The 19,699-nt window shown below is 48.9% G+C and carries 18 protein-coding genes and 1 pseudogene; 17 read left to right on the top strand and 2 right to left on the bottom strand.

Going from position 1 to position 19,699, the window contains the following annotated elements:
* The first annotated feature begins 17 nt into the window (after window positions 1-17).
* The 8 genes from EBB54_RS11010 to EBB54_RS10980 all read left to right on the top strand — a co-directional run bounded on the left by EBB54_RS11010 (window position 18) and on the right by EBB54_RS10980 (window position 10,082).
* On the top strand, window positions 18-2,261 hold the full coding sequence (locus tag EBB54_RS11010) for a DNA gyrase/topoisomerase IV subunit A (protein WP_125127462.1): 2,244 nt from the start codon (window positions 18-20) through the stop codon (window positions 2,259-2,261).
* A 270-nt stretch (window positions 2,262-2,531) separates the two neighbouring features.
* Entirely contained in the window at window positions 2,532-3,911 is a 1,380-nt protein-coding gene (locus EBB54_RS11005) for an MATE family efflux transporter (protein WP_125127461.1), read from the top strand.
* 122 nt (window positions 3,912-4,033) lie between these two features.
* The gene (locus EBB54_RS11000; protein ID WP_125127460.1) at window positions 4,034-5,677 is read left to right on the top strand and encodes an amidohydrolase; all 1,644 of its coding nucleotides are present in this window, start codon (window positions 4,034-4,036) and stop codon (window positions 5,675-5,677) included.
* 88 nt (window positions 5,678-5,765) lie between these two features.
* The gene (locus EBB54_RS30135; protein ID WP_154677785.1) at window positions 5,766-5,933 is read left to right on the top strand and encodes a hypothetical protein; all 168 of its coding nucleotides are present in this window, start codon (window positions 5,766-5,768) and stop codon (window positions 5,931-5,933) included.
* A 301-nt stretch (window positions 5,934-6,234) separates the two neighbouring features.
* A complete protein-coding gene (locus EBB54_RS10995; RefSeq protein ID WP_125127459.1) occupies window positions 6,235-6,768 on the top strand; it encodes a GNAT family N-acetyltransferase in 534 nt (177 codons plus the stop codon).
* Window positions 6,769-6,857: 89 nt separating this feature from the next.
* Window positions 6,858-7,223, top strand: a complete 366-nt coding sequence (locus EBB54_RS10990) for a VOC family protein (protein ID WP_125127458.1) — start codon at window positions 6,858-6,860, stop codon at window positions 7,221-7,223.
* Window positions 7,224-7,261: 38 nt separating this feature from the next.
* The gene (locus EBB54_RS30675) at window positions 7,262-8,101 is read left to right on the top strand and encodes a hypothetical protein (RefSeq protein WP_193554351.1); all 840 of its coding nucleotides are present in this window, start codon (window positions 7,262-7,264) and stop codon (window positions 8,099-8,101) included.
* 265 nt (window positions 8,102-8,366) lie between these two features.
* On the top strand, window positions 8,367-10,082 hold the full coding sequence (locus EBB54_RS10980; protein WP_243127627.1) for a L,D-transpeptidase family protein: 1,716 nt from the start codon (window positions 8,367-8,369) through the stop codon (window positions 10,080-10,082).
* 132 nt (window positions 10,083-10,214) lie between these two features.
* Here the strand turns inward: EBB54_RS10980 and aguA are convergent, their stop codons facing one another.
* On the bottom strand, window positions 10,215-11,321 hold the full coding sequence (aguA, locus tag EBB54_RS10975) for an agmatine deiminase (RefSeq protein WP_125127457.1): 1,107 nt from the start codon (window positions 11,319-11,321) through the stop codon (window positions 10,215-10,217).
* A gap of 416 nt (window positions 11,322-11,737) precedes the next feature.
* Between aguA and EBB54_RS10970 the strand changes: the two genes are divergently transcribed.
* A complete protein-coding gene (locus EBB54_RS10970) occupies window positions 11,738-12,493 on the top strand; it encodes a response regulator transcription factor (RefSeq protein ID WP_125127456.1) in 756 nt (251 codons plus the stop codon).
* A gap of 108 nt (window positions 12,494-12,601) precedes the next feature.
* Here EBB54_RS10970 and EBB54_RS10965 read toward each other — a convergent pair whose 3' ends face one another.
* Complete coding sequence (locus EBB54_RS10965; protein WP_016283344.1) at window positions 12,602-12,937, bottom strand: winged helix-turn-helix transcriptional regulator; 336 nt, start codon at window positions 12,935-12,937, stop codon at window positions 12,602-12,604.
* Window positions 12,938-13,080: 143 nt separating this feature from the next.
* Here EBB54_RS10965 and EBB54_RS10960 point away from each other — a divergent pair, with 143 nt between their 5' ends.
* From EBB54_RS10960 to EBB54_RS10920, 8 genes and pseudogenes are all read left to right on the top strand, one after another.
* Window positions 13,081-15,054: an oxidoreductase gene (locus EBB54_RS10960; RefSeq protein ID WP_125127455.1), complete on the top strand. Its 1,974-nt coding sequence runs from the start codon at window positions 13,081-13,083 to the stop codon at window positions 15,052-15,054.
* 67 nt (window positions 15,055-15,121) lie between these two features.
* Window positions 15,122-15,520, top strand: coding sequence for a nuclear transport factor 2 family protein (locus tag EBB54_RS10955; RefSeq protein ID WP_125127454.1), 399 nt, complete (start codon window positions 15,122-15,124; stop codon window positions 15,518-15,520).
* Complete coding sequence (locus tag EBB54_RS10950; protein ID WP_125127453.1) at window positions 15,513-16,058, top strand: flavodoxin family protein; 546 nt, start codon at window positions 15,513-15,515, stop codon at window positions 16,056-16,058. The genes EBB54_RS10955 and EBB54_RS10950 overlap by 8 nt, the downstream gene beginning before the upstream one ends.
* 155 nt (window positions 16,059-16,213) lie before the next feature.
* A complete protein-coding gene (locus EBB54_RS10945; RefSeq protein ID WP_125127452.1) occupies window positions 16,214-17,104 on the top strand; it encodes a LysR family transcriptional regulator in 891 nt (296 codons plus the stop codon).
* Window positions 17,105-17,216: 112 nt separating this feature from the next.
* Window positions 17,217-17,417, top strand: coding sequence for a hypothetical protein (locus tag EBB54_RS10940; protein WP_125127451.1), 201 nt, complete (start codon window positions 17,217-17,219; stop codon window positions 17,415-17,417).
* A 450-nt stretch (window positions 17,418-17,867) separates the two neighbouring features.
* The gene (locus tag EBB54_RS10930) at window positions 17,868-18,353 is read left to right on the top strand and encodes an MATE family efflux transporter (RefSeq protein ID WP_243127626.1); all 486 of its coding nucleotides are present in this window, start codon (window positions 17,868-17,870) and stop codon (window positions 18,351-18,353) included.
* Window positions 18,354-18,412: 59 nt separating this feature from the next.
* A pseudogene (locus EBB54_RS32210) lies at window positions 18,413-18,517 on the top strand (flavodoxin); the annotation flags it as partial.
* A 168-nt stretch (window positions 18,518-18,685) separates the two neighbouring features.
* Window positions 18,686-19,696, top strand: coding sequence for an aldo/keto reductase (locus EBB54_RS10920; protein ID WP_125127450.1), 1,011 nt, complete (start codon window positions 18,686-18,688; stop codon window positions 19,694-19,696).
* The last annotated feature ends 3 nt before the right edge of the window (window positions 19,697-19,699 follow it).

Raw genomic sequence — 19,699 nt, 5'->3', positions numbered from 1 at the left:
ACGGATAGGAGAGGAATATGAGCAGTGAGCAACAGATCATCCGGACCGAGTATTCGGATCTGATGAAAAAATCTTATATCGATTATGCCATGAGCGTAATCATCGCCAGGGCGCTGCCGGACGTCCGGGACGGGTTAAAGCCTGTCCAGCGCCGGACGCTCTATGACATGCATGAGCTGGGAATCCGTTATGACCGGCCCTACAGGAAATGCGCCCGTATCGTGGGGGATACGATGGGCAAATACCATCCCCACGGCGACAGCTCCATCTATGAAGCGTTGGTGGTGATGGCTCAGGAATTTAAGAAAGGCATGATCCTTGTGGACGGCCACGGCAACTTCGGCTCCATCGAGGGGGACGGGGCCGCGGCCATGCGTTATACGGAAGCCAGGCTCTCAAAGTTTACCCAGGAGGCGTACCTGTCCGACCTGGATAAAAATGTGGTGGACTTCGGTCCCAACTTTGACGAGACCGAGAAGGAGCCTGTGGTGCTCCCGGTGCGTGTGCCCAACCTGCTGATCAACGGCGCGGAGGGTATCGCGGTTGGGATGGCTACCAGCATCCCAACCCATAACCTGTGCGAGGTCATAGACGCGGTCAAGGCGTATATGAAAAATGACGAGATCAGCACCAAGCAGTTGATGCGTTTCGTGAAAGGGCCGGACTTTCCCACCGGCGGGATTGTAGTCAACAAGGACGACCTGCTGAACATCTACGAGACCGGGCAGGGGAAGATCAAGATCCGGGGCAAGGTGGAGACTGAGGAGCTCAAAGGCGGGAAGAAGCAGCTTGTCATCACGGAGATCCCTTATACCATGATCGGAAGCGGGATCGGAAAATTTTTGAACGACGTAGCAGGGCTGGTGGAGTCCAAAAAGACCACCGACATTGTGGACATTTCCAACCAGTCCTCCAAGGAAGGCATCCGGATCGTGCTGGAGCTGAAAAAGGGCGCGGATGTGGAAAACCTGAAAAACATGCTCTACAAAAAGACCCGGCTGGAGGATACCTTCGGCGTCAATATGCTGGCAGTGGCGAACGGCAGGCCGGAGACGCTGGGGCTCAAAGCGGTCATCGAGCATCATGTGGATTTCCAGTTTGAGCTGGCTACGAGAAAATATAAGACCTTGCTGGCAAAGGAGCTGGAGCGCAAGGAGGTACAGGAAGGTCTGATCAAAGCCTGTGATGTGATCGATCTGATCATCGAGATCCTCCGGGGCAGCAAGTCTGTGAAGGACGCAAGAAACTGTCTCGTAAACGGCGTCACCGATAATATCAAGTTTAAAACCGGCATTTCCCGGAAGATGGCGGCCATGCTCCGGTTTACCGAGCGGCAGGCCACGGCCATTCTGGAGATGCGTCTCTACAAGCTGATCGGCCTGGAGATCGAGGCGCTGCAGAGGGAGCACGAGGAGACGCTAAAGCATATCGCCAGATATGAGGACATCCTCAACAACTACGATTCCATGGCCCAGGTGATCATGGAGGAGCTGGACGATTTCCGGAAGGAGTACGGAAGGAAGCGGCGTACCGCCATCGAAAATGCGGAGGAAGCGGTGTTTGAAGAGAAGAAGATCGAGGAGCAGGAAGTGGTGTTTATGATGGACCGCTTCGGCTATGCGAAAACCGTGGACGTATCCGTATATGAGAGGAACCGGGAAGCAGCGGACAGTGAGAATAAATACATCATCCACTGTATGAACACCGGGCGGATCTGCATTTTCACAGATACAGGCAAGATGCACCAGATCAAGGTGCTGGACCTTCCCTATGGAAAGTTCCGGGATAAGGGGACGCCCATCGACAATGTGAGCAATTACGCCAGCGCACAGGAGCAGATGGTGATGGTCTGCGATATGGAGCAGATGCGCTATGCAAAGCTTCTCTTCGCCACAAAGCAGGGGATGATCAAGCGTGTGGAGGGAACGGAGTTCCAGGTGGCCAAACGGACCATCGGGGCCACCAAGCTCCAGGAGGAGGACGCGGTGATCTCTGTTCAGGTGGTGACGGAGAACCAGCACGCCGTGCTCCAGACAAAAGGCGGATATTTCCTGCGTTTTCCGGCTTCGGAGATCCCGGAGAAGAAAAAAGGCGCCGTGGGCGTCCGGGGGATGAAGCTGCAGAAAAAGGATGAACTGGAATTGGTGTATCTGTTTGAGGAAGGGACGGAAGCGAAAGGGAAATTCGGAGAAAAGGAGATCATGCTGAACCGCTTAAAGGTGGCGAAGCGGGATTCAATCGGGACGAAGAGCCGGGGATAGGATGTACAAGATGCAGAGGCTGTCATGTGATTCGTTGCAGACAGACCTCTGTTTTTTGTGCTGTTTTATAAGAAAAAGTCCTATTTTGGAAGAGATATACATTGGTTTTGTATGAGGTTTAGATAGGATTAGATCAAAAGTTTAGGTGAAATATACAAAAAACAGGAGTGTAAACGCGGCATAAACTGTCATATAATACAAACATACAAAAAAGGGCGTGCCGAACGGCAGGCAGAAATCCAAAGGAGATAAAGGAAGGAGAACAACAAAATGAGTGAAGAAATGAGACAGGAACAGAGTTCCGAATCCAGGGAGCTGGGTACGAAACCGGTAGCGGGGCTGTTTGTGAAGTACAGTTTTCTTACATTGATCGGAATGCTGGCACAGGCGATTATGGTCATCCTGGAAGGCATTATTATAGGAAGAGGTCTGGGAGAGACGGGACTTGCCTGCGTAGGGCTGATCATGCCGCTGGAATATTTTATGCTGGCGCTGGGAGGTTTCTTCGCGATCGGTGTTTCCACACTGGCGGCCATGAAGCTGGGAGACGGCGATGAGCAGGGGGCAAGAAAGGTCTACGGGCAGGGGCTGTGGTTCAGCTTCATTGCCATTGTCGCCATTGCGGTTGTGATCTTTATTTTTGCAGGTCCTATTGCGGGGCTTTTGGGAGCCACGCCGGATCTGTTTGATTCCATCGTATTGTTTATTCGGATATTTATGTTCGGATATCCCTTCTGCATCATCGGCCACATTGCGGTTTATATGGCAAGGGTGGATGAAAAGCCGAGTATCGCGACCTGGGCTATGACGCTTTCCGCAATCCTGGCGCTGGTGTGGCTCTATGCGAGTGTATTTATCCTGAAACTGGGGATCGCAGGATGCGCGGGCTATTATGCGTCCTCCATCGGAATCTGGGGCTTTTTTATCCTGTATTTCTTTTTCAGCAAAAATACCATTTTCAAGGTGGGGATGTCCGACCTGCATTTTGATAAAGAGATCATCGGAAATATTGTGAAGATCGGTTTCCCCTATCTTCTGGTACAGGCGTCCTCCACCGTATTTACCATCGTGCTCAACAACTTCCTGGGAAAATTCGGAGGGGAGCTGGATATTGCGGCATTTGCAGTGATCAACGGATACGTGGTCTACATCCTGATGATGATTACCCAGTCTACCACCGGAGGGCTGCAGCCCATCGCAAGCTACAACTTCGGCGCCAAGCTGTATGACCGTGTGAAGGATCTGATTAAGGTAGGAATCGGCGGCAACCTGATCGCAGTCTACGTCCTGGCAATCCTGTTCTGGCTTGCAGCCACACCGGTATGCACGCTGTTCATCGGAGCCGGCTCCGAGCTGATCCCGATTGCGGCAAAATACACCAGAGTCGTGGTTTCCTGTACCGCCCTCGGGCTCACCGCAAACCTGATGTCCGGTTATTTCCAGGCAGTGGAGCGGGTGATCGAATCTACGGTACTCGGCATCTGCCGCTACATCATTTTCGGGATTCCGGCAATCTTTATCATGGCGAATATGCTGGGAATCACCGGTGTGTGGTTCTCACAGCCGGTATCTGATATCCTGTCGTTTGCACTGTCACTGGTACTTGCAGCGATGGAGATCAAACGCCTGAAAAACATGAAAACAGCCTGAAATTCTGCAGCGGAAGATAAACGGAAAAAAACGGAAAACAGCCTGAAATTTTGCAGCGAAAGATAAACGGAAAAAAATCTGTCTGCTGTAAGAATGGATGATAGAAATGGAGGAAAATATATATGAGTAATGCAGCAATGGTAATTCGAGGTAACGCGATATTTGACGGAACAGGTGCAAAGCCGTTCGCAGGCGGGATTGCAGTGGAAGGAAAGCGGATTGCGGCTGTGGTAAAAGGGGAGGGGATCGACCGATACATCGGGCCTGATACCAGAGTGATCGACTGCGGTGACAGGCTGGTTATGCCGGGGTTCAACGACGGCCACACCCATATCACACAGGGAGCTTTTTTGGAGGACCCGGACTTTTCCTTCTGCCTGCTTGAATCCGGAAGCAGGGAGGAAGCCATCCAGATGGCAAAGGAGTATGGGGACAGCCATCCGGATAATGAGTGGGTGTTCGGATATATGATGAATAATCTGCTCTGGAAGGATCAGACGCTTCCCACCTGCCATGACATTGACCGGGTGATTTCAGACAGGCCGGTGGTCCTGCAGTTGGCGGACATGCATACCGTTGCCGTGAATACCTGCGCCATCGAGAAGATCGGGATTACGAAGGATACAAAAAGCCCGGCGGACGGGGTGATCGAGAAGGATGAAAAAGGGGAGCTGACAGGACGGTTTTATGATGGCGCGTCTTTCGCGTTTACCGATGCCATCTGCAGCCCGTCGGATGAGGTTTACATGCAGATCTATGAGAACCTTTTTGACAAGATGAAGAAGCTGGGGATCACAAGCTGCAGCCTGGTGGCGCCCTATGGAGCCCATGACGACCCGCTGCCGTATTTTGAAAAAATGGAAGAGAAGGGGACATTGACCTCCCGGGTGATGATGTATCCGAACATTGCGGAATATGAGAAGGAAAGCTTTGCGGCGCTGCAGAAAAAGTATGCGGACGGGAAGCTTCGCATCCGCGGGCTGAAGCAGTTGATCGACGGTGTGACCAGCGTGTTTACCGCATACCTTCTGGAGCCTTATACCAACGATCCGGGCACCTGCGGCGCCACGTCGGTGGATATGAAGGAATTTAAGAAGCAGGCGCTCGAAGCAATCAAGGACGGGGTGCCGCTTCGAATCCACACCATCGGGGACCGGGCGGTCCGTGAAATGCTGGATATTTTTGAGGAAGGCGAAAGGCTCTATGGAAAACAGAATCTCCGTCATGTGCAGGAGCATCTGGAAACCATACATCCGGAGGATATCCCGCGCTTTGCAAAGCTGGGCATCTGCGGATGCATGCAGCCCTGGCACATGCTCTTTGACCTGGAGGGCGGCGACAAAGGAAACGGCCTGTACGGCGACAAGGAAGCTGCGGTGGGAAGCCAGCGGGCAAAGCATTCCTGGCCCATGCGCGAACTGCTGGACGCGGGGATGGTGCTTTCCCTGGGAAGCGATTTTCCGGTGGTAGGGCTTGAGCCCATGTGCGAGATCTACGGGGCAGTGACCCGTCAGACGTTCGACGGCAAGCCCGAAGGGGGCTGGTATCCCGGACAGCGGATCACCATGGAAGAGGCGCTGAAAGCCTATACCTGGGGATCAGCCTATGCCGAAGGCTGTGAGCAGGATCTGGGCACCCTGGCGGAAGGGATGCTGGCGGATATCATTGTACTCGACAAAAACCTGTTTGAAGCAAAGCCGCAGGAGATACTGGATACGAAGGTGGTGACGACCATCATGGACGGCCAGGTTGTGTATGAAGCATAAGATACGGAAATACGGCTGCGGGAAATTCCGCAGCCAATAGGATGAAAAAAACAGGCAGTGCCCGGTGAGGAGGGGGCTGCCTGTTCTTATGCCGCTGTATGCAAAAAAGCGGTGGGTGACTGTATCTGCAGGAAAAGACGCCGGCGGCAGAATTTCAGCACTCTCCGCATTCTACCGCATTTTCAAATTCGCCGGCAAGCTCCTGGTTGGGAATAATTTTCCTGTTTTGTTCCAAGGACATCATTCGTATATTTGATCAGTTCTGTTTTATCAACATATATTTTGGAATGAATTGCTTTTGAAAAGGCGGTATTACCTGGATTGAGATATATGCCCATCGTATGCTCACATCCTGATTTCGATACTGGTTCATGAATATACGATATCATGTAGGAGAAAAAATAGCAAGAGAGTATCCGCAAATGTACTTGTCCATTGAAAAATCATCCGTTATAATAGATTCACACATACATCACAGTCAAGCTTTTATGCTCAAGGCTTTTGCAGCCAATACACAAGCTGATAATGACAGCGAAATTAAAAAGGAGAACCGAATCATGGAACAGGACATTCAGATTAGAAAAGCCGCAGAATCAGACCTTGACAGTATCGAGAAGCTGTACGAAGATATCTGCGGCTATTTAGAAACGCATAAAAATTATCCGGGATGGCAAAAAGGGAGTTATCCAAGCCGCCGCGACGCAGAAAAAGGGCTAATGGCCGACGGGCTGTACATTGCCTGTATCGGCAGCAAAACAGCAGGAGCGATGATCTTAAAACACGAACCGGAGGAGGGATATAAAAACGGCAGATGGCTGACGGAGGATGATTATCAGCATATATATGTGATTTACACCCTTGCCGTCCACCCGGATTTCCTAAAGTGCGGGGTCGCAACAGAATTACTGATGTTCGCGGAACGTGCGGCACGCAGGGAGCAGTGTATAAGCATCCGGCTCGATGTTGTAAAAGATAACATTCCTGCAGAGCGGCTTTACCAAAAATGCGGATATCAGTTGGCCGGAACGGTCAGTCTGGGATACGAAGCGTACGGGCTTCCCTGGTTTCACCTTTACGAAAAAATATTGTAAAGGCAGCGTAAAGTTTTCAACTGAAAAACAGTTCCTGTGAAAAGCAACAAAACAATACGGGAATTGGTTATAAGAGAGAGGTATGGACAATGAAATTAAAGAATGTTTTGATCGTTGTGAAAGAGATCGAAAAGTCAAGACAGTTCTATCACGACCTGTTCGGTCTTGATCTGCTGCTTGACAACGACGGCAATATGATTTTAACGGAAGGTCTTGTGCTCCAGGATGAAAAAATCTGGAAACAGTTCCTGGGAAGGGATATTATTCCTGAAAATAACTCCTGCGAACTGTACTTTGAGGAAAAGGATATAGGAGCATTTGTCTGTAAGCTGGAAAAATTATATCCCTCGATTCAGTATGTTAACCGGCTGATGACGCATAGCTGGGGACAGAAAGTCATTCGTTTTTATGATCCGGACGGGAATCTGATCGAAGTAGGGACGCCTATGCAGTAATTTGTTCTAAAAATATCTGAAGAGAGGGGGCATCTGTTTTGAAAAAAAGAATATGGATTCCTGCGGTATTCTGCCTGCTGCTTTCATGCATTGCTGTCTTTGCGGCTGTCAGGAATGGGAGAGTTCCCAGTGTCCAGAGGCCGTACAGGGATCTGAGGGCATCGGAGATCACATTTGCCGCGGTACGTCTGACACCGCCGGACAAAACGGTCCGGATCGTGGAATGCAGGGAGCTTGCGGATTATCTGAAGGAAGTGGTGATCTACCAGAGAGACAATTCTTACAAAGAGTATTCCGGGCAGGCGGTTACATTTATGCTGACTCTGGAGGATGGCACGCAGACAGAGATTATGGCCTACAATCCATTCCTTGTGATTGACGGCGTGGGCTACAAAACAAAGTATGAGCCATGTGAAGCGCTCAGCAATTACGCCAACCGATTACTGAACGAAGAAAATGCCCCGGTGATCCTGGATGAACCGCCGGCTTTGGCTGTGGTCAGCGCTGAAACCTCTGCCGGGGCGCTGCTGGGTACATATTCGTGGCAGAGCAGCAGCCATGACGGAGAGGTTTTGGGTATGGAGGCCGATTCTGCGCATCCATTGGACTGCAGGGAGCAGATGGTATGCCTGGATACAACCGAGGAGACCGCTCTGCTGCAATTTCAAGAACCCCCCGATGGGGTTGTAAATGTCCGCTGCTGGAGCGATGCGCATTGGTTCAAACCTTCCGCAGAAAGTGAAGCTGTGACTGTGCGTGGAGATGAGATTCAACTGAAAAAGGGCGGATACATCTATGAAGTTTTGGCCGAATGGGAGACAAAAGGCGGCTGCGGGGGAGGGACTGCAAGCTATTCCTTCTATATTAAATACGAATGAAATGAATGGAAGGATTGCGAGCCCCAGATATAATTCCCCTGTTTCAGATCATGCATGGTAATCAGCGGTTACTGTTCACATGGTGTCGTGCACTTGCTGCACGGCGTCCGGCCAATAAAGTAACATTTGCCAATCAGCGTTTTTAGTTTTTACAATATGGTTACACCGGGTCAATTGAAAATTGCTCATGGCTATTATAAAATAAAGAAAAGTAACGGTCCGAAACGGCAGGCAAAGCCGGGGCAGTACGAAAGGATAAATAATCATGAGCACGAAAAAAGACGGCAGAAAATCCGGTAAAAATCAAGAGAAACAAAAAAACGTTTCCATCCAAAATAACGCTTCCAAACAGAAACGTATTTCCGGGCAGAAGCAAGTTTCGGAACGGAAAAACGTTTCTGGGAAAAAGCAGACTTCGGAACGGAAAAACGTTTCCGGGAAAAAACAGACTTCGGAACAGAAAAACGTTTTCGGGAAAAAGCAGACTTCGGAACGGAAAAACGTTTCTGGGAAAAAGCGTACTTCGGAACGGAAAAAGATTTCCGGAAAAAAGCGTACTTCCAAACAAAAAAATAATTCCGGGCAGAAGCAGACTTCCAGACAGAAGCTGTTTGTGGCCTCTGCAGCGGTAATCGGCTCTTTGTGCATCGCATATCTGTGTGTGTCTTTTTACTTTATGAAGCATTTCTTTCCAAATACGATCATCAACGGGCAGGATTTTTCCGGGCAGACGGCAGAAGCTGCGGAGGCGTTTTTCAAAGAGCGGACGGAAGGGTATTCGCTGACGGTCATAGCGAACGGGAGCGGGACAGAGACCATCCATGGCAGTGAGATTTCCCTGACCTGCAGGGAGGGCGGCGAGATCAAAGCGGTGCTGAAACAGCAGAACGCGTTCCAATGGCCGGTCAAATTGTGGAACAAAAAAGCATCGGATGTACAGATCGAGCTTTCCTATGACAGGGCGGCCCTGGAGAAACGGATTCAGTCTCTGGATGCGGTGACATCAGAGCAGATTCCGGCATCCTCCGCTTTTCCGAAATATGATGGAAATACATATGTCATTGAGCCGGAGTCCTACGGGACTGCCGTCAATATCCGCGCGGTGAAGGAATGCATCACCAATTCGGTACAGACGTTTGCCGCGGAAGTGGATTTGAAACAGGCAGACTGTTATGAAACGCCGAAATATACCTCCCAGTCTGAGCAGGTAACGTCGGCATGTGAGACGCTGAATACTTATTGCAGGGCAAGCATTACCTACAATATGGACGTGCCTGTGGTGGTGGATAAGGCGCTGATCTCCGGCTGGCTGTCCGTGGACGGGGATATGAATGTGACCCTGAATGAGGCTGCTGTCCGGGAGTGGATGCGGGAATTTGGAAAACGTTATGATACGCTGGGAAGCTCACGTACCTTTACCACGCCTGCTGGAAAAACCGCGGAGGTCTCCGGAGGGACCTATGGGTGGTCGGTGGATGAGGACGGGGAAACCGCTCTTTTGATTGATCATATCAAGAAGGGAGAGGTTCTTTCCAAAGAGCCGGCCTGGTGCCAGACCGCGGCGGCGCATGGGGCGCAGGACTGGGGCAGCACCTATATAGATGTGGATTTGTCGGCGCAGCACATGTGGTATGTTGTAAACGGCGGGGTTGCGATGCAGTGCGACGTGGTGACCGGGGCTCCCGATGCAAGTAAGGTTACGCCTGCCGGAGTATATTACGTTTCGGAAAAATTGTCCCCAACCGTCCTGATCGGGGAGATTCAGGCGGACGGAAAGCCGGAATACGAACAGGAGGTGGACTATTGGATGCGGGTGACCCAGAGCGGAATCGGTTTCCACGATGCGGACTGGCAGCCGGCATTCGGCGGGGATCTGTATCTTTCCATAGGATCTCACGGATGCATCAATATGTCCAAATACGATGCACAGACCCTGTATTCCATGATTGAATTGGGAGTGCCTGCAGTGATTCATTATTAAGGACCTGCAGGAATGGGGACTTCTCAGGGTAAAGATGTAAGTTTTTTTATAGGCGGCCGTAATGACCGCCTATTGCAGTATAAGTTTTAATATGGAGTGCATTACTTTGCGTGCATCATTTCCCCGCCGACTTTATTTCACGCGCCCTTTCGGCTGCTGCTGGGTAATGCAGTGTACATTTCCGCCGCCTAAGATGATCTCGCGGGTAAGGACGCCGACCACCTCACGGTCCGGATGGATCGCTCTGAGCTCTTCAAGCACTTTCGCGTCATTCTCGTCCCCGAACTGAGGGACGATGATTCCGCCGTTCACATACAGATAATTCAGATAGGAAGCAGCGGTCATTTCCCCGGCGATCCGCGGGATGGTGCCGTCTACGATGTCGATGCCGGAGGCTTCTTCTTCCGTAAAATACACCGGAACCTTCGGCATGGAGATGGTATGCACTTTCAGCTTGCGCCCCTTTGCGTCGGTTTCCTGCTCCAACTGCTCTTTATTGGCTTTGAGGATCTCATACCAGGGGTCGCTTTGATCCTCTGTATAGGGAACCACCACCTCGCCGGGCCTTGCAAAGCAGCATACGTCGTCTACGTGCCCGTTGGTCTCGTCCGGGTCCATACCGTCCTTGAGCCAGATGATTTTTTCTACGCCCAGATACTGCTTTAAGTTCTCTTCGATCTGTTCCTTATTCAGATGGGGATTCCGTCCCGGGGAGAGCAGGCACTGCTCGGTCACCACCAGGGTTCCTTCCCCGTCTACTGTGATGGAGCCGCCTTCCAGCACGAAGTTTTCCGCTTTGTACATGTCAACCTCTTCCATGGAAGAAATCTTGCTTGCCACACGGTCGTCCTTGTCCCATGGGAAATACAGGCCGTCATACAAACCGCCCCATGCGTTGAAATCCCAGTTTACAGTACGCACTCCGCCCTGGTCGTTGACTACGAAGGTAGGGCCGCAGTCGCGGATCCAGGAGTCGTTGCAGGACAATTCTACCACACGGATATCATCCGGCAGTACGGATCTGGCATGGCTGTACTGCTCATCGCTGACTCCTACGGTGATGGGCTCGAATCTGCGGATCGCCTTTGCTACTTCCGTAAATACTTTCTGGGCCGGCTTGGCCCCGTTGCGCCAGTTGTCCGTGCGCTCCGGCCAGAGCATCCAGGCCCGTTCATGGGTTTCAAATTCCGCAGGCATGTAGTAGCCGTCTGCCTTTGGTGTGGATTTGATGGTTTTCATGTGATGATTCCTCCTTTGAGATCTTAGGAACTGTGCAAAAATAATCTTACCGTTTTACTTGTCCAAATCTTCATACACTGCGTTGTCGTCAATCGACGTACCCCGGTACGCCTCATTCCTCCGCCTTGTGTCTGAAAATTTGTTCTGCGCAAAAAGGCAAGTTATTTTTGCACAGTTCCTTAGTATACATTTGTTCATTTGCTGCTTGCCCATATACCAGTGATTGCGTCTGCGCATCCGCACAGTACACCGTTAATCTGAGTATACCTGCAGAAAAAAAGAAAAGAAATTGTACGAAGGTGGAATTTTGTGATATACTACTAAAGTAGCATATGTCGTTGCGTTATATCTGAGGCAGAACAGGATTTACAGGCAGAACCTTGGTCTGGAAGGGGAAACGAAAGGAGAGGGAAGGGATGGAATTATCAAATACCCGGTGGCGCGGTTTTCAGGGATTTCTGCTGGAACTGTACCGGCAAAGCCGGCTGAATGAGATACAGAAGATGGTCATGGAGTATCTGCAGGCGGAGATCCTGCATCAATGTTCCATGTTTGACTACGGAAGAGCCGGGGATGAGACGATCCGGTTTTTTCATCCCTATTCCGGGAACCTGGACGAACAGACATTGCAGGACTATTATCAGAATTACCAGCACAAGGATTATACGGTCTGGAATTTTTCGCAGACGGAGCCGGTGGTATACCGGGATTCCGACCTGATGCCCGACCATCTGCGGGAGAAGAGCCGCATATACCAGCAGTGGATGCGTCCTCTGGGGGCATATTACGGCCTGGGGTGCACCATCGTGAGGGGGCATTTCTACGGATCGGTCACCATGTTCCGCACAAAGGAGGCGGGGGACTTTACGGAGGAAGAGGTTTATTTTCTGGGATTATTGAATGCCCATCTGTCCTCCCATCTGCAGATGCTTTATCCCAACGGGATCAGGGAGAGCAACTTCCGGGCCGTGGATGAAAGCCTGCTGGGAAAATACCATCTGACGGAACGGGAGACGGAGATCCTGCGGCAGTTGGGAGAGGGGCTTACGAATCAGGAGATCGGCGGGAGGCTCTGCATTTCCGAGGTGACAGTGAAGAAGCATATGAGCCATATTTTTGAAAAAATGCAGGTGAAGAACCGGAATCAGCTTCTTCTGAAATTACAGAAATGAGCATGCCGTTTCTCTGCCTGTTTGTTATATCTTTACACTGGCTTGCGTACCACAGATCCAATGCGCTCAAGTATGAGTTTTTGGGTGCATTGGATTAACGATAGGAATTTATGGCAGTCTATTTTTATCTCCCCATTCACACATCCCATCTAATATAGGAATGAGCGATTTCCCGCGTTCTGTCAAGCTATATTCCACTTTTGGAGGTATTTGAGGATATTCTTTTCTGTGTACTAATTGGTCTGCTTCTAATTCTTTTAGTGTAGAGCTTAATGTTTTAAAAGAAATTTCACCAATATATTTTTTCATTTCATTGAATCGGACAATACCAAATTCCATAAGCGTATAAAGAATTGTCATTTTATATTTCCCGTTGATGAGGGATAATGTGTAGCTGAAACCGGTTGTTTCTAAGCATTCTTGTGATATACAGCGTTCGCCCATTCTTACACTCTCCTTTAGGTAAGTATATAACTTCTGAGTCAGTATCGCACTTGAAGGTGCGTACTTGTTTTCTGTTCCATTCTCGATATAATTATAATATCAACAGCGGGAAAAGTCAATCCTGCAGTAAAGGAGGCATAGACATGCAGAACTATGAACATTTAGGAAAGCCGCTCCAGATTGGCAGACTGACTATTAAAAACAGGTTTTGTATGGCACCGATCGGTGGAGGGCAACATCATCTTCCGGGAGGCGGTTTGAAAGATGAAACAATACAGTATCTTATAGAACGCGCTAAGGGGGGTTTTGGCTTAATCTTTACCGGGGCAATCGCGGCGGATGGCACGGTTGACCCATATACCGGAGTTGGTCCAACGATTTTACAAAATCCGGATGCATTTAAGATGACAGCAACTGAACTAAATGAGAGGGCAGGCGCTTACGGTACAAAAATCTTTGCACAGATTACCATGGGGTTGGGGCGCAATTATCCGAACCTTCCGGCACCGTCTTCTGTCCATGTATTCCGGCATCCGGGGGTAGTTTCACCGGAGCTGACCATCGACCAGATCAAATCTAAAATTGAGTCCGTTGTAAAAGCATCTAAAATTGCAAAGGATTCCGGTTTTTCTGGTGTAGAAGTACATTCTATTCATTGGGGGTATCTGCTTGACCAATTTGCGCTGTCCATGATGAATCATCGCACAGATGAATATGGCGGCAGTCTGGAAAACCGTTTACGGGCAGCAAAAGAAATTTTGGAAGGCATCAAGCAGGAGTGCGGCAGTGATTTTCCTGTCAGTATGCGTCTGGGTTTGAAAACCTTTGTAAAAGGATTTGAACAGGCGAGTTTAACTGGTGAGGAAGAGATGGGCCGTACTTTGGAAGAGGGGGTGGAGATTGCGAAACTGCTGGAATCCTATGGCTATGACTGCTTGAATGTAGATACGGGCATTTATGATTCCTTCTATTATGCCTGTCCGCCTATGTATATGCCAAAAGGGTATCTGGTGGAATTGGCAGCGAAAGCAAAAGAAGCTGTGAATATACCAATCTTGGCAGGCGGCCGGATGAACGAAGCGGATATCGCAGAGAATGCGATCCGGGATGGTAAGATTGATGCGGTTGTACTTGGACGTACTGCTTTAGCTGATCCGGAATATCCCAATAAAGTGCTGACTGGACATACGGAGAAGATCCGGCCATGTATCGCCTGCAATCAGGGCTGCATCACAAGACTCCAACAGGGAAAACAGCCCACTTGTGCAGTAAACCCTGTGGCAATGCGGGAAGTGAGGTATGTGCTCCGTCCCTGCGTACAGCCGAAAAAGGTTGTGGTCGTGGGTGGCGGTGCTGCCGGTATGGAGGCTGCCAGAACCGCAGCCATGCGTGGACATAAGGTCTTTTTGTATGAAAAGAATGGATCTCTGGGCGGAAATCTGATTCCCGGCGGTTCCCATAGCTTCAAAAAAGAGGTGCGGGAGTTAAATGCGTGGTATCAGAATGAATTAAAGGCACTGCCTGTGGAGATCCACACAGGGGAAACGGTTACTTCTGAACAGCTCCGTAATATGGATGCAGATGTGATTATTCTGGCAACCGGCTCTGTTCCCGTCATGCCGAATGTACCGGGAATGGATGATAAAAAGGTTCTTGGCTGTATGGAGGCATTTGCGCATCCGGAAAAGGTTGGGCAGAAGGTCATGGTGATTGGCGGTGGTCTGGTTGGCTGTGAAATGGCGCTGGACTATGCGCAGGATGGTAAAGAGGTTATGGTGGCAGAAGCTCTGCCTAAGATTTTGTCGGCAGGTATACTATCCCCGATCCCAAATGGCCAGATGATCCCTGACCTGTTTGAACATCATCATGTGACCGTGCTGGAGAAGCATCGCCTTTCTGCTGTGGAAGATGGTAAGGTTATTCTGGAAAGTGATGGGCAGAAAAAGGTATTGGATGCAGATACAGTTGTTATTGCGGTCGGTTTCCGTCCGGCTCCTTCTATGGCACAGGAGCTTCAAGGATGTGGTGCTGTCGTTTATGAGATTGGCGACGGACAGAAGGTCAGCACAATCCTTCATGCTGTATGGGATGGCTATGAGGTAGGAAACAATATTTAATCTTATTACCATGGTATAAGGCAGAACGCTTTATATAGAGTCAAAAAAATTTAAGGAGGCTGTTACAATGAGAGCAGAATTAAAGGAATATCAGGCAGTAGAGGCTGCTGCAATGAAGTTTGTTAAGAGTGTTGCTGAGGGCAACAGCGCTTATGCAAAAGATCTTTTTACAGATGAAGCTGTTTTGTTTGGTTATCTGGACGGCAAGCTGGAGCATGGTTCTATTGAGCAGTTTTATCACAATGTGGATACCGTACCTGGCGGTGATAATTTCAAAGCCCGCATGGATGTCCTAATGGTTGAGGAATCCCTGGCTGTTGTCCGTGTGCTGGAAGAAGGATGGGGCAACCGCATTGACTTCACGGATGTACTGCTCCTGTTAAAGATGGACGGCGAATGGAAATGTGTTGCAAAGGCATATAATCAGAATTCCAATACCATAAAGGAGGAAGCGTTGTATGAGTAAGAAAATTGTTGTTATTACAGGAAGCCCGCGTAAAAATGGTAACAGTTTTGCCATGACGGAAGCGTTTATCAAGGCCGTTGAGGAGAAAGGGCATACAGTAACCCGTTTTGATGCCGCTTTGAAAAAAGTGGGTGGATGCCGTGCCTGCGAAACCTGCTTTTCCACGGGGAAAGCCTGCGCCTTTGATGATGACTTCAATACGATAGCGCCAGCTATTCTGGAGGCAGATGCCCTTGTGTTCACTATGCCGGTCTATTGGTATTCCATCCCGGCACAGATTAAGGGGGTTATTGACCGGATTTTCTCTTTCGTAGTAGGCGGTAAAGATATTTCCGGCAAAGAGTGCGCGCTGATTGCCTGCTGTGAGGAAGATGATATGTCAGTCATGGATGGGGTTCGTATCCCCATGGAGCGTATGTGTGCTCTGAACAAATGGAAGATGGTTGGTGAAGTTCTGATTCCTGGTGTTCTGAATGTAGATGACATTGACAAGACGGATGGCTGCAAAAAGGCGGCGGCTTTAGCTGACAAGATTTAAGGAGGGGAATAAGAGTAAGAAATTTGAACCCTTTGTTTCTAAAAATTTGAACCCACTAAAGGCAAAATCAAAAGGTATGGTTATATTGCTTAAAAGGCATAAAAATGTTATAATATAATCTGCAAAGCATGGATAAAGCTGAGAGGAGTTTGCGTATGGAAATCAGGGTTCTTCGCTATTTCCTTAGCGTAGTCAGGGAAGAAAGCATTACAAAAGCCGCAGAAGTTTTACATATTACACAGCCGACGCTTTCCCGCCAACTTGCACAGATGGAGGAAGAAATTGGTGTGCGATTGTTTGACAGAGGGACACGGAAGATTCGGCTGACGAATGAAGGTCTGCTGCTCCGGCGCCGGGCAGAGGAAATTCTACAGTTGGTTGATAAAACAGAAAAAGAATTGGTAGAGCAGGAAGAACAGGTAGAGGGAAAGATTTCTATTGGATGCGGGGAAGTTGCGTCTGTGCAGATGCTTTCGGATCTGATTCGGAATTTCCATCAAAAATATCCCCTTGTTACTTTTGACCTGTTTACAGCGACTGCGGATTTGGTAAAAGAACAGATGGATAAGGGACTGCTTGATTTAGGATTGCTCCTGGAGCCGATTGAGATGGGAAAATATGAGTTTATCCGCCTGAATATGAAAGAGAGATGGGTAGCTTTGATGCCGCCGGATGATCCGCTTGCAGGGAAAAAGTATGTCAAGGCAGACGAACTGGCAGAACTGCCGTTGATTCTTCCGCGAAGAATGCAGGTGCAGAGTGAATTGGCAAGCTGGTTTGGGGACTATTATAAAAATCTGAATATCTTGTTTACCAGTAATCTGAGTACCAATAGTGCGGTTATGGTAAGCAGGGGGCTGGCATATTCTTTGGTTATTGAAGGCGCGGTTCCTTTTTGGGACTCATCAAAGATTGTCTGCCGGCCGCTGTATCCGGAGCTTATGGCAACGTGTGTTTTGGCATGGAAACGGGAACAGCCATTTAGTCTGGCGGCTACAAAATTTATAGAATACGCAAAATGCTTTTTAAGCATGAGTGAGATATAAAAACTAAGTATTTGATATGTGTCAGGCATATGATTATAATGTAAGTGCAGGGATGAGGCAGGCAGCTTCGGAACCGCACTTACATTTTTGATTTAGAAGGGGATGCTTTTTCATGGAACCAGATATCTATGCTCTTTCCAAAGCCGGCTTCAGTAAAGAGAGGATTGAGGAAATAACCAGGTGCGATGATAAGGAGATACAGATACGGATGCTGCGGAAATGCCGGTATCAATTACTGGATGAAATACATGGAAAGCAGCAGTCCCTTGACGAGATTGATTACATCATCTGCAAAATGAAAGAACAAAAATAGAAAAGAATTGACAGGCAGCAAGGAAAAACCACAGGCTGTTACATGGATTTTACGAGTGATGGCAGCCTTGCTTGCCATGTACGGGCTGTATCTCTTTGGCAGAAAGGATATTTTTTCTTATATGTTCCTTAAGCAGCAGTTTGGGTTTTTGCTGCCTGTTATATATCGAAGGGGATCGCAAGTATTCCCACATCAAAAAACTCTGTGCAGAAAAATGAAGAGAAGGAAGGAGGATCACGATGAAAAAAATCCGTGCATTCGCTGTTTTGACAGTTGCTATGCTCTTTATGCTGTGCGCATGTGGGAAAACAATCATTCCTTTCTGTTCCCACGGTGGAGGACGGTTTGGTCAGAGCCTGACAGCAATCTCAAAGCTGGCTCCGGATGCAGTGATGGGCGATGTTGTGTCTGCTGTTTGGAAAAGTGGAGCAGCCGGTCATGGAGGCATGTATGATATACATGAGAATTTCAGCCTATTCCTATCCGGCTCTTGCCGTTTACAATGCAGGGGCGGCAGAATATCACTTTAAGAAACTTACAAAGCTGACGCTTTTCGTTTCGGCGGTATGGAACCTTTTGGTCTTTCTTCTAACCCCGGTGTTTCTGCATTTTTATTCGCTGTCGCCGGAAACAAAACGGCTGGTAGTCTGGCTGGTGCTGATCCATAATGTGTTCAATGCTACCTTCTATCCTTTTTCCGGGGCGCTCAGCAACGGACTTCGTGCAGCTGGGGACGTAAAATTTACCATGTATGTGTCAGTTGTTTCTACGGTTGCGGTGCGTCTGCTTTTGTCGTATCTGCTGGGGATCACCCTGCAGATGGGTGTGATCGGGATTGCCCTTGCCATGGTGTGTGACTGGGTAGTCAGGGCTGTTCTGTTTATTCGGAGGGAAAGAACCGGAAAGTGGAAAACTTTTCAGGTGATCAAACAATAGAATTCATGATTCGCAAGAATTCTATTGTCATGAATCATAAAATTATGGAGGTAATTGTAATGAGCAAAAAAATGTTAGTAGCATATTTTTCAGCAAGCGGCGTGACGGCCAAAGCAGCATGGAAACTGTCAGAGGCGGCAGGCGCAGACTTGTATGAGATTAAGGCTGTTATGGATGGACAACAAATCTGGATACCGTCAAGCGTTCAGTTGACTGGCAGATGAAAGCACTGCAGACCGATTATATTGATTTTGGATTTATACATTGCATTGACATCAAAATCAGGCAAAATACTATAAATACAGTAGCTGACAACGGCGGAAAGGAAAATAATGAAGTATACAAATTTAGGAAAATCGGATTTAAAAGTGTCCCGCATTTGTATGGGGTGTATGGGATTTGGCGATGCGGCTGCCGGACAGCATAGCTGGACAGTGGATGAAAGCCGGACAAGGGAGATTATAAAGCATGGTCTGGAGCTTGGCATCAATTTTTATGATACGGCGATTGCCTATCAGAATGGAACCAGTGAGCAGTTTGTCGGGAAGGCGCTCCGGGATTTTGCAAAGCGTGATGAATATGTGATTGCCACAAAGTTTACCCCGCGTACACAGGAAGAAATTGATTCCGGGGTCAGCGGGCAGCGGCACATTGAAAATTACCTGAATAAGAGCCTTGAAAATCTTGGCATGGATCATGTCGATCTCTACATCTGCCATATGTGGGATTACCATACCCCTATGGAGGAGATTATGGAGGGACTTAATAATGCCGTCAAGGCAGGAAAAGCTCGTTATATTGGTATTTCCAATTGTTTTGCGTGGCAGCTTGCCAAGGCGAATTACTATGCGAGGTCACAGGGGTTTGCAGAGTTTGTATCCATCCAGGGGCATTATAACCTGATCGCCCGTGAGGAAGAACGGGAAATGGTGCCTTTCTGTTATTCGGAAAATATTGCCATGACACCATACAGTGCGCTGGCAAGCGGAAGGTTATCCCGCCACCCCGGAGAAACTTCAAAGCGGCTGGAACAGGATGCTTATGCGCGGTTCAAATATGACGATACGGCGGAGGCTGACAGAAAGGTTATACGGCGTGTAGAAGAAATCGCAGAAAAAAGGGATGTTTCCATGACGGAGGTTTCCCTTGCGTGGCTTCTGACGAAGGTGACAGCGCCTGTAGTGGGAGCGACAAAGACTTCCCATGTGGATGGCGCGGCAAAAGCGGTGGAGTTGGAACTGACGGAAGCCGAGACCCATTATCTGGAGGAGCTGTATGTTCCCCATGCCCTTGCGGGCGTTATGGCACAGAACGGCAAACAAAAAGCAGGAAATGTGGTATAAATG

Source organism: Schaedlerella arabinosiphila (assembly GCF_003885045.1).
GTDB classification, from domain to species: Bacteria; Bacillota; Clostridia; order Lachnospirales; family Lachnospiraceae; genus Schaedlerella; species Schaedlerella arabinosiphila.
Note: the sequence above shows the minus strand (reverse complement) of the source record. Positions and strands in the feature narration are given on the sequence as shown.